The sequence below is a fragment of the Paenibacillus cellulosilyticus genome, assembly GCF_003182255.1.
GTDB classification, from domain to species: Bacteria; Bacillota; Bacilli; order Paenibacillales; family Paenibacillaceae; genus Paenibacillus_T; species Paenibacillus_T cellulosilyticus.
Genome location: NZ_QGTQ01000023.1, coordinates 87,975 through 103,993 on the forward strand (window position 1 = coordinate 87,975; position 16,019 = coordinate 103,993).

Below are 16,019 nucleotides of genomic sequence, written 5' to 3' on the forward strand. Positions count from 1 at the left end.
GTGACCTGGAGGCATCTGTCATTATGATTCCTAATTATCTTGTTGATTTTCGGCTGGATGAACTGCCGGTTGTAGATAAAGATGTAATCGTTATTGGGGCCGGCATCGCCGGTCTTTTTACCGCTATTAAAGCAAGTGAGCAAGGCTCCGTGCTCATGATCACGAAGAAGTCGCTCATGGATAGCAATACACGTTATGCGCAGGGGGGAATCGCCGCGGTCATTTCCGAGGACGATTCCCCGGCTTATCATCGCGAGGATACGCTCATTGCAGGCGCAGGTCTCTGTGACCGTGATGCAGTCGAGGTGCTCGTGCATGAAGGACCAGATGGTGTAAACGATCTGATTCGGATGGGCACGCAGTTCGACCGTGAGAACGGCGAATTCGCCCTGACGAAGGAAGGGGCGCACAGCCAGCGCCGCATTTTGCATGCCAACGGCGATGCGACGGGCTATGAGATCGTTCGTGCGCTTTCGGAGAAGGCGATAGCGATGGATGGCATTGAGGTGTGGGACGACCATTTCGTCATCGACCTCGTGACGCAGGATGGCGAGTGCTGCGGCGCGATCGTACAGAAGCCGGACGGCAGCCGTCTGTTCGTGCGCGGCAAAGCAACCGTACTGTGCTCGGGCGGAACGGGTCAGCTGTATCGGTATACGACCAATCCTGACGTGGCAACTGGCGACGGTGTGGCGATGGCTTACCGTGCGGGTGCCTACATAAGAGATATGGAGTTTCTACAATTTCACCCGACATCGTTATGTTATCCGGGCGCGCCACGCTTCCTGATCTCAGAGGCAGTTCGTGGCGAAGGTGCTTATCTGCGCAACATCAAAGGCGAGCGATTCATGCATCGCTATCATGAGCAGCTGGAGCTTGCGCCGCGTGACGTTGTTGCACGCGCAATCGTCAGCGAGATGGAAGAGACCAAATCGACGTTCGTCTACTTGGATATTACGCATGAGTCGGAAGAGATGGTGAAGCATCGTTTTCCAACGATTTACGAATACTGCTTACAATATGGCCTTGATCTGACGACCGACTGGATACCGGTTGCGCCGGCGATGCATTATACGATGGGTGGCGTGAAGACGGATCTGAGCGGCGAGACGAATATTAAGCGGCTGTTCGCCTGCGGTGAAGTATCGTCGACCGGTGTACATGGCGCGAACCGTCTGGCGAGTAACTCGCTGTCCGAAGCGATTGTGTTTGGCAGAAGGATTGTAGATCGGATTGCGGGGCTGTCACCATTGACGTTCACGCCTTCGGTTCATTATGAAACAGAACGCAGCGGCGTGCCGATACAGGCTGTCGTCGAACGCAGGCTGAAGCTGCAGAAGGTGATGGTACGCTACGTTGGCCTGCGCCGCAATGGCGAAGGCTTGGCCAAAGGCTTCGACGAGCTGAAACGTCAGCTGCCGATTTTCCAAAGCGTGCTCACGAAGCGGGAGGAATACGAGTTTGCGAACCTGCTGACGTGTGCAATGTTGACCACGGAAGGTGCCATTGCGCGTGAGGAGAGTCGTGGGGCACATGCCCGCGAAGATTTCCCGGAACGGGACGATAACAATTGGCGGAAGCATACAGTGGTTCATCGGGAATATGGAGTAACAGAGGAGCGGGTTCACGATGTATGATTATGCGCTGCGCGAGCAGATTCGTGCTTGGCTGGCTGAAGATATTGGTATGGGCGATATTACAACAGAGACGACGATTCCGGCGGACAGTCATTCGAAGGCTGTTATTCATGTGAAGGAAGACGGCATCATTGCCGGTCTTGATGTTGCGAAGCTGGTGTTCGAGATTGTAGATCCCAACCTCGTATACCAAGCGCTTGTACAAGACGGGGACCATGTAACGAAGGGTACGGTCATCGCAGAAGCAGAAGGCAGCACGCATAGTCTGCTTACTGGCGAGCGGCTTGCCCTTAACTTGATGCAGCGGCTGTCTGGCATTGCGACAAAGACTCGCTCATTCGTCGATGCGCTTGAAGGACTGCCGACACGCCTCGTTGATACACGCAAGACGACGCCAGGTCACCGAATGCTGGAGAAGTACGCGGTTCGCGTCGGGGGCGGTGCGAATCATCGTTTTGGCTTGTATGATGCCGTTATGATTAAGGACAACCATATTAAAGGGGCGGGCAGCATTCGTGATGCCGTTGAACGTGCACGCGCTCGCATTCCACATACAATGAAGATTGAAGTCGAGACCGAGTCGATGGTGCAGATTGAAGAAGCGCTGAATAGCGGTGCCGATATCATCATGTTCGATAATATGAGTCTAGACGCAATGGCCGAGGCTGTTCGTTATGTAAAGTCGCGGTCTCCACATGTAATAACAGAAGCATCTGGCGGGGTTCGACTGGAGACAGTCCGCGGCATCGCATCGACGGGTGTTGATGTGATCAGTGTTGGCGGTCTGACGTATTCATTCCAGGCGCTCGATATTAGTCTCGACTTGAATGAGAAGAAGGGCGGGGCTTAAACCGTGATTCTCGTAGTAGATGTGGGCAATACCAATATCGTGCTTGGCGTTTATCGCGGCAAAGAGCTGCTGCACCACTGGCGTCTTAGCACGAATCGATCTGCAACCGTTGATGAGTATGGTCTTTCGATTTACAATCTGCTTCATCTGTCGGGTCTGTCCATTGAGCAGGTGAACGGCGTCATTATTTCGTGCGTCGTACCGCCTCTCATGCGTACACTCGAACAGCTGTGCATCAAATATATGCGTAAAGCTCCGCTCGTCGTCGGTCCTGGGGTGAAGACGGGTCTGAACATCCGGTACGAGAACCCGCGCGAAGTCGGGGCGGATCGGATTGTCAACTCTGTTGCTGGTATCGAAAAATACGGCAAGCCGCTCATCGTCGTCGACTTCGGAACGGCAACTACGTTCGACTACATCGACGCTACAGGCAGCTATCTTGGCGGCGCGATTGTGCCGGGCATTGGCATCTCGACGGAGGCGCTGTATCAGCGCGCAGCGAAGCTGCCTCGCATTGAGCTCGTCCGTCCCAAGAGTGTCATCGGCCGCAATCCGATCACGTCGATGCAGGCCGGTATTATTTTCGGCTACGCCGGTCAGGTGGATGGCATCGTTCGTCGGATTAAATCCGAGTTTGGCGTTACGCCGCGCGTCGTAGCAACGGGCGGGCTGGCCGATCTGATCGCGGCAGAATCGGAGACGATCGAAGAAGTCGATCCGCTGCTGACGCTTGAAGGACTACGTATTATATATGAACGGAATCAAGACAACACTACTGGGACAAATGAAGTTTAATGGTTTAATAAATCTATAGAAGAAATCAGAGTGACATTGAATAGGCAGAATGATTTTGAAACTCCGTTCAAAGATCCTGATGTTAGGAGGCATCCGATCATGGAAGCACAACAAGACATTTTATTGCGGGGTACCGCATGGGGCGGCCGTATTCGGGTGTTCGCAGTTCGGGCAACTAACCTAGTAAGTGAACTGCAGCGCAGACATGGCACATTCCCGACAGCGACGGCTGCATTTGGTCGTACACTCGCTGCAGGCGCAATGATGGGTTCGATGCTGAAGGGCGAAGAACAGCTGACGATTCAAGTCAAAGGCGACGGTCCGATTGGTCAGATCGTGGTCGATGCTGACGCGAAGGGCAACGTGCGCGGTTATGTGGATCATCCCCAAGTGCATATGGCCAGCAACTCGAAGGGTAAGCTGGACGTAGCGGGCGCGGTCGGCCGCAGCGGGTTTATCCATATCATTAAAGACTTAGGCTTGAAAGAGCCATACCGCGGCAGTTCTCCTATTGTGTCAGGCGAGCTGGCAGAAGACTTCACCTATTATTTCGCTGTATCTGAGCAGACACCGTCGGTTGTCGGACTTGGTGTACTGGTAGATACGGATGGTTCGGTGCTGCATGCGGGCGGTTACATTGTCCAGGTACTTCCGGGTCTAACGGAAGAAGAGCTTACGCGACTGGAACAAGCCGTAAGTGTGATGCCGCCGGTAACAGCGCTGCTTGACCAAGGTGAAACGCCGGAAGAAATTTTGAAGTTCCTCGTTGGGGACAATCTGACGATTCACGATACGACGGATATTCATTTCCGCTGCCGCTGCTCGCAGGAGCGTACGGAACGGACGCTGATCAGCATGGGTCAGCATGAGCTGCAACAAATCATAGAGGAAGACGGAAAAGCCGAAGTCGTATGCCATTTCTGCAATGAGACCTACACGTTTAATAGTGAACAGCTGCAGCATCTGCTCGAGCAAGCGAAACCGAAGCCCCTCCAATAATCGAAAGGCTTGACGGGGATGAAGAAAGACCGATTGCTGCGGGGACTGGTATCTCTGCAGGCGTTATGTATGATAGTCGTTGCTGTCGTTGTTACGAGCCATTATGTGCCGTTTCTGCGGGTGAAGGCGGTAGAGCCTTCTGAAGAGCCGGGGGCGAACAAGGGGCTGGGAGGCAATGCAACAGTAGGTACGATTGGCGGCCGTACGTTTACCGAGCAGGAACTCGATAATGAACTACGCCGCCGATATGGGGAGGACATGCTTCGCAAGATGATGCTTCGCGAAGCGGTCCAGCAGGAGGCTGCAGCAGATGGCCTCGACATCACATCGGAGCAGCTCCAATTGGAGCTGTCTCGAATGATGGATGGTTATGAATCAGAAACGGATTACTATGAAGCAATGAGGACCCAGCTCGGTTTATCGCGGCAGGACATTGCGGACGACGCCCGATACAATTTGCTTCTCGAGCAAATCGCGATTCGTAACGTGAACGTGACAGACGAACAGGTGGATACATACATAAACGAGCACGAAGCTGAATTTGCAGGGGAAACGGAACTTCATCTTCGCTGGATATTGCTGTCGACACGAACCACAGCGAGTACAATTCTTCAACGTCTCCAAAATGGCGAAGATTTCGAGCAACTAGCACAGTCTGAATCCATCGATACGTTTACGGCCGATAGCGGCGGCGATTTGGGTCTGATCGAATCGGATGATCCATTCATCGAGCAAGCGCTGCTGGATACAGCGGAAGCGCTGGAGGTCGGTGAGATCGGCGGGCCAATTAAGACGGAGGGCGGCTATGCTGTTATTCGTCTGGACGAACGCCGGGAGCATGGGGGCTTAGTCGGTGACCGTTTGGTAGAAGAAGCTTCGCGTCGTGTTGCCCTTGAGCATGCAGATCCACTGCCTCAGGTAGAAGATGCTCTGCTTGCCAGATACAATGCACGATCGACAATGCCTTAAACCTTTCTGGAAATATAATCCTTTATATGTTTGTGCATATGTAAGTTTATACTTCCCTAGAACGAAACGCCCTTGTACTGTTACGTTTCATCTGGAATCGACAGGAAAGAAGGTATTGACAATTTCATATGGCGTTGATAAGATTGGAATTAGTAAAACCTACTGAACTAGTCGGAATAAGGAGGCAGTTTATCAATGGCTAAGATTGTTCAAAGTGTTACAGAACTGATCGGGGATACACCGCTTGTGCGTCTCAACCGTCTTGTGCCGGAAGACAGCGCTGAAATCTATGTAAAGCTGGAGTACCAGAATCCAGGCGCAAGCGTTAAGGATCGTATTGCAATCAGCATGATTGAAGCAGCAGAGCAGGAAGGCATTCTGAAGCCAGGTGCTACGATCGTTGAACCAACGAGCGGTAACACGGGTATCGGTCTTGCATTGGTAGCAGCTGCTAAAGGATATAAAGCGATTCTCGTTATGCCTGAGACGATGAGCCTTGAGCGCCGCAACCTGCTTCGCGCTTACGGTGCAGACCTCGTGCTGACGCCAGGATCCGAAGGTATGAACGGTGCAGTTAAGAAAGCAGAAGAGCTTGCGCAAGAAAACCCAAGCTACTTCATGCCGCAACAATTCAAGAACCAAGCAAACGTGAAGATCCACCGCGAAACGACAGGTCCTGAGATCGTTGAAGCGATCAACTCGCTTGACGGCAAGCTGGATGCTTTCATCGCAGGTATCGGTACGGGTGGTACGATTTCCGGTGCTGGTGAAGTGCTGAAGAATAACTTCGACGGCATCAAAGTATACGCTGTTGAGCCATCTGCATCGCCAATTCTGTCCGGTGGCAAACCAGGTCCTCACAAAATTCAAGGTATCGGCGCTAACTTCATTCCTGATATCCTGAACCGTGAGATCTATGACGGCATCATCACAGTTGAGAACGACGATGCATTCGAGACGGCGCGCCGCGCTGCTCGTGAAGAAGGCATCCTGTGCGGTATTTCGTCCGGCGCAGCGATCTTCGCAGCTCTGCAAGTGGCGAAAGAGCTTGGCAAAGGCAAACGTGTTGTTGCAATCGTTCCTTCGAACGGCGAACGTTACCTGAGCACGCCGCTCTTCAACTTCGAGAACTAATTCATTTCTTCGATAAACCTTTCAAGGTCCTCCATTCCTCCGAATGGAGGCCTTTTTTGCTTGCATAGCCTGCGAGCACAGGTGGGGAGCGGCTTTTCTTTTTGTTGTCGATTCTGTATACTAGGCGAAATAGCCGGAATCGGCATGGATGAACGGGGGGTAGACAAGAGTGGTCATCGACTGGGAGCAGTGGCTTCAGTGGCATAATGAACGGACATTTACGACCCTGCCGATGCTCCATAAGCAGCCGTTGGTCGGCTTAGAGAGCAGTACAGTTGCTTCATGGGAATCGGCATGGCAGAACGCAGCTCCTTATTCGATCGTGCTGGAGAGCGGCAAGGGGGGCCGGTATACCTATTTGGGGCTTCATCCGGTATCGGTAATCCAAGGCAAGGACGAGCATGCGACATCGACCGAGTGGATGGGTCAGAAGGCCGGAGATGCGATAGAGTGGCAGGGCCAACCGATTGATGTCGTTCGGCGGTGGATGAAGCCATACATCGGGCCAGCGCTTCATAACGGTCCCAAATGGACGGGCGGCTGTGCGGGCTTTTGGAGCTACGACATTATTCGTTCCATTGAACGGCTGCCGGTACAGGCAAGCGACGATTTAGGACTGCCGGATTATTTATTTATGCGCTTCGACGAGCTGTGGATCGTGGATCGTGAAGAGGGAGCGCTCTACTGCGCAGTCAACACAGGAGTACGTTCCGACTTGACCGAGCAGGAGCTTCGTTTACAGTACGAACAGGCTTGTGCAAGGACGGAGGCGATGGCGGCCTTTTGGGTTAAGCTGTTCGGTAAGGAGCAGGCTGCAGCAGAGGCTGTCAAGCTGCGTGAGCGGCGCCTGCGCACGCTGGACCATGAATCGCTAGCCGTTAATGTCGAAGCGGTGCAGGATACGTTCTCGCCGTTTGGCAGGGATGCTTATGAGGACGCCGTTCGCCGCATTCAACAGTATATTGGTCAAGGTGATGTGTTCCAGGTCAATTTATCGCTTCGTCAGAGTAAAAAGGCCGCGGTGCCCGCTGAGGAACTTTATGAGTGGCTAAGGCTTGTAAACCCGTCGCCGTACATGGGCTTCATGCGCAGCCCAGACTTCCAGCTTGTATCCGGCTCGCCCGAATTACTCGTCGAGCTGCGCAATGGACTGCTGGCTACGCGGCCTATTGCCGGCACGCGCCGCCGCGGGCAGACAGCCGAGGAGGATGCCGCGATGGAGCGGGAGCTTCTCGAATCGGAGAAGGAGCGGGCAGAGCATATTATGCTTGTCGATCTGGAGCGCAACGATCTTGGACGGATCTCGAAGTATGGATCGGTGCATGTGAAGGAACTGATGGTCATTGAACGCTACTCGCATGTGATGCATCTGGTCTCCCAGGTCGATGGTCAGCTTGCGGATGGCAAGGATGCATTCGATGTCATTGCAGCGACCTTCCCGGGCGGAACGATTACAGGTGCGCCTAAGATTCGGACGATGGAAATCATCGAAGAGCTGGAGCCAACACGCCGCGGACCGTATACCGGTTCCCTCGGATGGATTGACTACTGTGGCAATATGGAATTTAATATAATTATTAGAACGATGACCGTACAAGACGGTGTTGTTCATATCCAGACTGGAGCAGGTATCGTCATCGATTCTATTCCGGAGCGGGAATATTATGAATCCCTTAACAAAGCGAAGGCACAGTGGAAAGCCATTCAACTTAGCGAACGCTTTGACAAAGTGGAATAGAAGGGGGAGTCGACATGATTCTTGTTATCGACAACTACGATTCTTTTACGTACAACCTGGTGCAATACTTGGGTGAGCTGGGGGAAGACATTATCGTCAAACGTAATGACGAGATCGGTTTGGACGACATCGCTGCACTTGCACCAGACCACATTCTTATCTCCCCAGGGCCTTGTTCGCCGAATGAAGCCGGTATCAGCCTTGCAGTCATCGATCGGTTCAAAGGTGAGATTCCGATCTTCGGCGTCTGCTTAGGCCATCAATCGATTGGACAAGCATTTGGCGGTGACGTCGTTCGTGCGGAGAAGCTGATGCATGGCAAGACATCTGAGATTTTGCATGACGGCAAGAAGATTTTCGAAGGAATTCCATCCCCATTCACTGCAACTCGCTACCACTCGCTTATCGTGAAGCGGGAGACGCTTCCGGATTGCCTCGAGATTACGGCAGAGACGGCGGAAGGCGAGATTATGGGTCTGCGTCACAAAGAGTATCCGATTGAAGGCGTACAATTTCACCCGGAATCGATTATTACTGAGAACGGCCTGAACATGCTGCGCAACTTCCTCTCTTTGCGAGCGGGCGCAACGCGATGAAGGTCGGGTACAACGGTTCCGTTATAGATGCGGAGAAAGCTGTGGTCGGCGTATTCGACCACGGCTTTTTGTACGGTCTAGGCTTATTCGAGACATTCCGTACATACAACGGGCTGCCGCACCTGCTGGATCGGCATCTTCGTCGGCTCACGGATGGCTGCAAGGCGCTGCAGATCAACTACATACCGGATGGGCAGGCAATTCGGGATTGGCTTGCAGAGGTAATGGAAGCTAACGATCTGCCGGACGCTTATGTACGGATGACCGTATCGGCCGGCGATGAGGGACTTGGTCTGCCTACGGGCGCCTACGGCAAACCGAACGTATGGCTGCTTGTGAAGCAGCTGCCAGCAACCCCGCCGTCCGTCTATGAGCAGGGACGGGAGCTGCGATTGCTGAAGACGGTAAGGAATACGCCGGAGGGTGATATTCGCTTAAAGTCGCTGCACTATATGAATAATATAATCGCCAAGCAGGAGCTGCTGCATGCTGGCGCATCAACAGGGGCGGAGGGTCTTCTGCTGACGAAGGAAGGCTATCTGTCGGAGGGGATCGTCAGCAATCTGTTTTTTGTCCGCAACAATCAAGTATGCACACCATCACTCGACGCCGGAATCCTGCCAGGCATTACCCGTGAACGTGTGATGGAACTGGCGGCCGTTGTGGGTCATCCTGTAGAGGAAGGGCTTTATGGCTGGGATGATCTTGTGAGAGCGGAAGAGATATGGATGACGAGCTCTATTCAAGAGCTTGTTCCGATAACCACGCTGACCGATTGGGATGGCAATATCCATCGCGTTGGCAGCGGACATGCTGGTCCTATACATCGTCAATTGTTGACCAACTATCGGCAGGAATGCAGTAAGGAGGATTAGCGTGAACATCATTGAACATCAACCAGCCGTGCGCACCGTCCAATTGAGCGGCGGAGTTACACTTGAGCTCGGGAGACGCACGCTCATCATGGGCATTTTGAATGCAACGCCAGACTCCTTCTCGGATGGAGGGAGCTACGCTAACGTATCGGCAGCCGTAGAACGGGCGAAACAGATGGCTGAAGAAGGCGCAGATATTATCGATATAGGCGGTGAGTCGACTCGTCCGGGATTTACGCCAGTGTCAGAGGAAGAAGAAATAAGTCGGGTCGTGCCGGTTATTCGTGCGCTGCGAGAAGCGCTTCCGCAGATGGCACTGTCGATCGACACCTATAAGGCGGAGACTGCACGTCATGCTTTAGAAGCAGGTGCTCATATCGTGAACGATATTTGGGCGCTTCAGTACAGTCCAGAGATGGCGAAGGTTGTAGCCGAATTCGGCTGCCCTGTCATCGTTAACCACAATCGACCGGAGCGGGACTATACTGATTTTGTTGCGGATGTTCTTGCCGACCTGCAGGAGAGCGTTCGAATTGCACATGAAGCGGGCGTCCGCGATGAGCAGATTTGGCTCGATCCGGGGATCGGCTTCGCTAAGGACTATGCGGAGAATATTGCGATGATGGGCAGGCTGTCGGACCTGGCCGCACTTGGGTATCCTGTGCTTCTCGGCACTTCGCGCAAAGGATTCATCGGCCAGGCACTCGGAGGCGTTCCGGTGAATGATCGAGTAGAAGGTACAGCCGCTACTGTAACGCTTGGCATTGCACAAGGATGCGGAATCGTCCGTGTTCATGATGTTCGGGCCATGAAGCGGACAGCAATGATGACCGATGCGATCGTTTACCGGGACCGCCAGCGCGGCTAAGGATTACTTAACGGGCAGTAGAATCGAGGAAGCAAGCAAATTGCTAAGTGTATGCTTATGATGCAAGCAATTTGCTTAACGGGCAGTAGAATCGAAGAAGCAAGCAAATTGCTAGGTGTATGCTTACGATGCAAGCAATTTGCTTAACGGGCAGTAGAATCGAAGAAGCAAGCAAATTGCTTTTAGGAGACATGAAGATGGACACAATGACGTTGAAAGCGATGCGTTTTTTCGGGTATCATGGCGTATACGCAGAAGAGAATAAGCTCGGGCAGAAGTTCGAGGTAGAGCTGGAGCTGAAGCTGGATCTGTCGCGGGCTGCGATGGAAGACGATTTGGATGCCACTATTAACTACGCTGAGCTGCATGCTGTAACGAAAGAAATCGTAGAAGGACCGCCGTTCAAGTTGATCGAAGCGCTCGCTGGCGCCATTGCAACGCGGCTTCTACAGTCTTATACTAATCTCAATGAAGTGACGGTTCGTGTCACGAAACCGAATCCGCCATTCGAAATTTACTTCGATGGGGTAACGGTCGAGCTTCGCAGAAAGCGGGATGAGCATGGTACAATCGTTCCCGTCTGATCAGGCGGGACTTTATGAAGCTTACGTAGCGCTTGGCTCTAACCTGGGTGACCGGGAGCAGACGCTGCGGCAAGCGATTGAACAACTCTCAGCGGCAGAGGGTATTCAGGTCGAGCGTGTATCTGATATATATGAGACCGACCCGGTCGGCTACACAGATCAACCGGCATTTTTGAACATGGCGGTCGCCATTCGTACGTCGCTTACACCGGATGATTTGCTGAGTGTATTATTTGATGTTGAGCATCACCTCGGCCGTGTGCGTGATATCCGCTTTGGTCCACGGACGGTCGATCTTGATTTGCTCTTGTATGAAGGGGTTACGATGGATACGGAGCGGCTCATACTGCCGCATCCCCGTATGATGGAGAGAGCTTTTGTATTGGTGCCGCTTTGCGACGTGCTGACGATGGCACATCCGCTTCGCGCGGCGGTAGAGCAGTCTGCCACATTGGCCTGTCAGGACGGAAAGGAAGGCATCAAGCGATGGATAACGATCTGTTAGCACAGCGCATCCGCGCTTTTCGCAAGTTGAAAGGATTTACCCAGCAGGAGCTGGCACAGCGGCTCGAGGTTTCGGTAGCAGTACTCGGTTCGTTGGAGCGGGGAACACGCAAGCCTGATCCGAAGCTGCTTACAAACATTGCGGATACGCTCGGGATTGACTACAATGAGTTAATTCGTATTAGCGGCACCTAGGTAATATAAGAGGTAGTTCAAAAAGTCGTCTTTTGATCACGAAGTAAGTAAGGAAGCCGTTTCGACATCGAAGCTTGTGTTCACCTTCGAAGTCCGGTACTCATGTAGGTGTTGCCTACACTCCGTTCCTAGAAGTTATTTACGATACTTCCAAAGTTACAGCCTGCGAGCAAATAACAGCTTCGTAAGCATAAGCTCCTTCAGGTTCTCGCAATCTTCTCGGGCTGAAAACCCGACTTTTTGAACACGTAATATAACGGAAGGAGTTACGAGTAGCATGCTGAAAATCGGAAACATCGAGATGAAGAACAATGTCGTACTTGCGCCGATGGCCGGCGTTTGCAACCCGGCCTTTCGTCTTATTGCCAAGGAGTTCGGAACAGGACTCGTCTGTGCAGAGATGGTAAGCGACAAAGCGATTCTGCACGGTAACAAAAGAACGTTGGAGATGCTCTTTGTCGATGAGCGCGAGAAGCCGCTTAGCTTGCAAATTTTCGGTGGCGACCGCAAATCGCTCGTCGAAGCTGCGAGGATCGTCGATAAACAGACGAATGCTGATATTATCGACATCAATATGGGCTGCCCCGTTCCGAAAGTAACGAAGTGCGACGCGGGGGCGCGTTGGCTGCTTGATCCGAATAAGATTTATGAGATGGTTTCTGCTGTAACAGAAGCGGTCGACAAGCCGGTAACGGTGAAAATGCGCATTGGCTGGGATGATGAGCATATTTTCGCGGTTGAGAATGCACGCGCTGTTGAACGTGCTGGCGGAAGCGCGGTTAGTGTGCACGGCCGTACTCGTGAGCAGCTGTATACAGGTAAAGCCAATTGGGACATTATAAAAGAAGTTAAAGAAGCCGTATCCATTCCAGTCATCGGCAACGGAGACGTATTCTCGCCAGAGGATGCGAAGCGAATGCTCGAGCATACAGGCGTGGACGGCGTTATGATCGGACGCGGCGCACTCGGCAATCCGTGGATGCTGTATCGTACAGTTCATTATTTGACACATGGCGAGCTGCTTCCGGATCCGACGCCAAAGGAGAAGATGGAGATCGCGATTCTGCACATGGACCGTCTTTGCAGCCTGAAGGGTGAATCGACTGCGGTACGCGAGATGCGCAAGCATATGGCTTGGTATATGAAAGGTTTGCCGGGATCGGCACGCATCAAGGACAACATTATGGAGGAGACGAGCCGCGACAATATGGTGGCGGTTTTGAACCAATATATCGAGTCGCTTCCAGAGGATGCGCATAAGCCGATATCCGCTAAATGGTCGGATGACGAAGCGGCTGCACAGTAGGACAAGGAATGTCCCACAAGGGGCTGGCTTTGATTGACATTTGATGTGATACTGCAATATAATCAAGCAATATAAACCCGAGCAAGCGCTTCATTACGTGTCCAACGGATGCGTCATGGGGCCAGCTTTGCGTAATATATTAAGTAATGGTGAATTCATACAGGCAAACGAAGGTGTATGAAAATATGTCACACGACAGGAGAATCACAAGATGAGCGATAAAGAGGTTATTCTGACTCAAGAAGGTCTGAAGAAGTTGGAAGAGGAACTTGAAAACCTCAAATCGGTGAAACGCCGTGAAGTGGCTGAACGGATCAAAGTTGCCATTGGCTACGGTGACATCAGTGAGAACTCGGAATACGAGGACGCGAAGAACGAGCAGGCTTTTATCGAAGGTCGTATTATTACACTTGAGAAAATGCTGCGCAACGCGCGTATCATCAACAACGACGATATCGATACGGACACGGTAAGCATTGGTGCTACGGTATCCGTGCAAGACATGGAGTTCGGCGACGTTTTGGAATATACGATTGTCGGTACGGCTGAATCCGATCCGCTTAACAACAAAATTTCCAACGAAAGCCCGGTAGGAAAGACGATTCTGGGCAAAAAAGTCGGCGCAACTGTCGAAGTAAACGTCCCTGCCGGCATCATTCAATATAAAATTCTTGAAATCAAAAAATAAGGTTTACGTACGGCCCTTTCGAAAAAGCTTCCCTTGGAAGCTTTTTCGTTCGTAAGTGAGGCTCGCGTGTAGATTTGCGCCTCCTCGTCTTGCCCCGATCAGGCTGCAGCGTCGGCGTCAACCGTTTAGGAGTGGTTACATTGGATCAGAACCAACAGCAACAACAAGAGCAACAAGAGCTTAGTGAACTTTTGCAAATTCGTCGTGACAAACTGGACGAGCTGCGCGCCCTTGGCGTAGACCCGTTCGGCAGCAAGTTCGAGCGGACACATTTTGCCAAAGACATCATTACGGCGAATGAGGAAGCAAGCAAAGAACAACTTGAGGAGCAGCATGTCGAAGTAGCGCTTGCTGGCCGCATCATGCAAAAACGCGGTATGGGTAAAGCGTCGTTCGCACATATCCAAGACCTGTCCGGCAAAATCCAAATCTACGCGCGTAAAGACACGCTCTCCGAGACGCAATATGCGGCATTCGATCTGCTCGATATCGGCGATATTGTTGGTGTGCGTGGTGTTGTCTTCAAGACGAACACGGGCGAGACGTCTGTTAAGGCCAAAGAAATCGTCGTTCTGACGAAATCGCTTCTGCCGCTACCAGACAAACATCATGGTTTGAAGGACGTAGAGCTTCGCTACCGCCAGCGCTATGTCGATCTGATCACGAACCCTGACGTCCAACAAACGTTTATTGCGCGTTCGCGCATTATTCAATCGATGCGTCGTTACCTGGATTCGCTTGGCTACCTGGAGGTTGAGACGCCTACACTGCACAGCATTGCAGGCGGAGCATCTGCACGTCCGTTCATTACACACCACAATGCACTGGACATGCAGCTGTACATGCGTATTGCGATCGAGCTTCATCTGAAGCGTCTCATTGTTGGCGGTCTGGAGAAGGTGTATGAAATCGGCCGCGTATATCGTAACGAGGGCATTTCGACTCGCCACAATCCAGAGTTCACGATGATCGAGCTGTACGAAGCATATGCTGACTACAAGGACATCATGGCACTCACAGAGAATCTCGTGAAGCATATCGCACAAGAGGTACTTGGTTCGACGGTTATTCCTTATGGAGAATATGAAGTTGACCTCGGTACGCCATGGCGCCGTGTGTCGATGGTGGATCTCGTTAAGGAAGCGACAGGCGTTGATTTTGCATCGCAAATTACGGACGAAGAAGCACATGCGGCTGCGCGTGAGCACAAGGTGCCTGTTGAGAAGCATTGGGCTACAGGCCACATCCTGAATGCATTCTTCGAGCATTTCTGCGAGCATACGCTTATTCAGCCTACGTTTGTTACAGGACATCCAGTTGAAATATCGCCTCTGGCTAAAAAGAACGAACAAGATCCACGCTTTACGGATCGTTTCGAGTTGTTCATTGTAGCGCGTGAGCATGCGAATGCTTTCACGGAGCTTAATGATCCGATCGACCAACGTGAACGCTTCGAAGCGCAGCTTCTTGAGCGTGAGCATGGCAACGACGAAGCACACGAGATGGACGATGACTTCATCCGTGCGCTTGAGTACGGTATGCCACCTACAGGTGGTCTAGGTATCGGTATTGACCGTCTCGTCATGCTGCTGACAAACCAGCCGTCGATTCGCGACGTATTGCTGTTCCCTCATATGCGCCACCGCGCAGGTGAGTAAACACTGATTATAGAAGCCGACTGCCTTGTGCAGTCGGCTTTTTATATGAAATCTCGACTTCATTGAAATTAGGGGTTGCAATTGGTTGTTCGACTATGGTATATTCTAATTCCGGCCGAGAAACACGACGCCGGCGAGCTTAAAGCAAATCGAAATCGAAGTAAATAACTTTGAAAATAAGATATAAAAAAAGCTTGCACAACAAACGATCATGTGATACGATAATGAACGTTGTTGAAACGAAACAAAAAGAAATACTTGACACACTGATTGACATCTGGTAAGATGTAAAAGTTGTCAAAAATGATATTGTTCTTTGAAAACTGAACAACGAGCGAAACTGTCAGTTTAAATGTTTTAAATGAGCTAAACAAGCACTTCTTTTATGGAGAGTTTGATCCTGGCTCAGGACGAACGCTGGCGGCGTGCCTAATACATGCAAGTCGAGCGGAGTTGATGAGGTGCTTGCACCTCTGACGCTTAGCGGCGGACGGGTGAGTAACACGTAGGCAACCTGCCTGCAGGACCGGGATAACATTCGGAAACGAATGCTAATACCGGATACGCGATTTCCTCGCATGAGGAGATCGGGAAAGACGGAGCAATCTGTCACCTGTGGATGG

At 51.9% G+C, this 16,019-nt stretch carries 16 protein-coding genes and 1 rRNA gene; all 17 read left to right on the forward strand.

What is annotated here, in order from left to right:
• Window positions 1-23: 23 nt before the first annotated feature.
• Entirely contained in the window at window positions 24-1,637 is a 1,614-nt protein-coding gene (gene nadB / locus DFQ01_RS22470) for an L-aspartate oxidase (RefSeq protein ID WP_110046162.1), read from the forward strand.
• Window positions 1,630-2,487 (forward strand): carboxylating nicotinate-nucleotide diphosphorylase, encoded by an 858-nt coding sequence (gene nadC / locus DFQ01_RS22475; RefSeq protein ID WP_110046163.1) that lies wholly within the window; start codon window positions 1,630-1,632, stop codon window positions 2,485-2,487. The genes nadB and nadC overlap by 8 nt, the downstream gene beginning before the upstream one ends.
• Before the next feature lie 3 nt (window positions 2,488-2,490).
• Window positions 2,491-3,282: a type III pantothenate kinase gene (locus DFQ01_RS22480; protein WP_110046164.1), complete on the forward strand. Its 792-nt coding sequence runs from the start codon at window positions 2,491-2,493 to the stop codon at window positions 3,280-3,282.
• A gap of 99 nt (window positions 3,283-3,381) precedes the next feature.
• On the forward strand, window positions 3,382-4,281 hold the full coding sequence (gene hslO, locus DFQ01_RS22485; protein WP_110046165.1) for an Hsp33 family molecular chaperone HslO: 900 nt from the start codon (window positions 3,382-3,384) through the stop codon (window positions 4,279-4,281).
• A gap of 18 nt (window positions 4,282-4,299) precedes the next feature.
• A complete protein-coding gene (locus tag DFQ01_RS22490) occupies window positions 4,300-5,250 on the forward strand; it encodes a peptidylprolyl isomerase (protein WP_110046166.1) in 951 nt (316 codons plus the stop codon).
• Between the two features lie 195 nt (window positions 5,251-5,445).
• Window positions 5,446-6,384, forward strand: coding sequence for a cysteine synthase A (cysK, locus tag DFQ01_RS22495; RefSeq protein ID WP_110046167.1), 939 nt, complete (start codon window positions 5,446-5,448; stop codon window positions 6,382-6,384).
• A 169-nt stretch (window positions 6,385-6,553) separates the two neighbouring features.
• The gene (locus DFQ01_RS22500) at window positions 6,554-8,122 is read left to right on the forward strand and encodes an anthranilate synthase component I family protein (protein ID WP_425452431.1); all 1,569 of its coding nucleotides are present in this window, start codon (window positions 6,554-6,556) and stop codon (window positions 8,120-8,122) included.
• 14 nt (window positions 8,123-8,136) lie between these two features.
• Window positions 8,137-8,718, forward strand: a complete 582-nt coding sequence (pabA, locus tag DFQ01_RS22505; protein WP_110046168.1) for an aminodeoxychorismate/anthranilate synthase component II — start codon at window positions 8,137-8,139, stop codon at window positions 8,716-8,718.
• On the forward strand, window positions 8,715-9,593 hold the full coding sequence (locus tag DFQ01_RS22510; RefSeq protein WP_110046169.1) for an aminotransferase class IV: 879 nt from the start codon (window positions 8,715-8,717) through the stop codon (window positions 9,591-9,593). The genes pabA and DFQ01_RS22510 overlap by 4 nt, the downstream gene beginning before the upstream one ends.
• Window positions 9,594-9,603: 10 nt before the next feature.
• Complete coding sequence (gene folP, locus DFQ01_RS22515) at window positions 9,604-10,461, forward strand: dihydropteroate synthase (RefSeq protein ID WP_245946829.1); 858 nt, start codon at window positions 9,604-9,606, stop codon at window positions 10,459-10,461.
• A 197-nt stretch (window positions 10,462-10,658) separates the two neighbouring features.
• Window positions 10,659-11,045: a dihydroneopterin aldolase gene (gene folB / locus DFQ01_RS22520; RefSeq protein WP_110046184.1), complete on the forward strand. Its 387-nt coding sequence runs from the start codon at window positions 10,659-10,661 to the stop codon at window positions 11,043-11,045.
• The gene (gene folK, locus DFQ01_RS22525) at window positions 11,023-11,550 is read left to right on the forward strand and encodes a 2-amino-4-hydroxy-6-hydroxymethyldihydropteridine diphosphokinase (RefSeq protein ID WP_110046170.1); all 528 of its coding nucleotides are present in this window, start codon (window positions 11,023-11,025) and stop codon (window positions 11,548-11,550) included. Before folB ends, folK begins: the two co-directional genes overlap by 23 nt.
• Complete coding sequence (locus tag DFQ01_RS22530) at window positions 11,532-11,744, forward strand: helix-turn-helix domain-containing protein (protein ID WP_110046171.1); 213 nt, start codon at window positions 11,532-11,534, stop codon at window positions 11,742-11,744. The genes folK and DFQ01_RS22530 overlap by 19 nt, the downstream gene beginning before the upstream one ends.
• Window positions 11,745-12,021: 277 nt before the next feature.
• Window positions 12,022-13,050: a tRNA dihydrouridine synthase DusB gene (dusB, locus tag DFQ01_RS22535; RefSeq protein WP_110046172.1), complete on the forward strand. Its 1,029-nt coding sequence runs from the start codon at window positions 12,022-12,024 to the stop codon at window positions 13,048-13,050.
• 211 nt (window positions 13,051-13,261) lie between these two features.
• Complete coding sequence (greA, locus tag DFQ01_RS22540; RefSeq protein WP_110046173.1) at window positions 13,262-13,738, forward strand: transcription elongation factor GreA; 477 nt, start codon at window positions 13,262-13,264, stop codon at window positions 13,736-13,738.
• A gap of 140 nt (window positions 13,739-13,878) precedes the next feature.
• Window positions 13,879-15,396: a lysine--tRNA ligase gene (lysS, locus tag DFQ01_RS22545; RefSeq protein ID WP_110046174.1), complete on the forward strand. Its 1,518-nt coding sequence runs from the start codon at window positions 13,879-13,881 to the stop codon at window positions 15,394-15,396.
• 382 nt (window positions 15,397-15,778) lie between these two features.
• Window positions 15,779-16,019 (forward strand): 16S ribosomal RNA (locus DFQ01_RS22550); the annotation flags it as partial.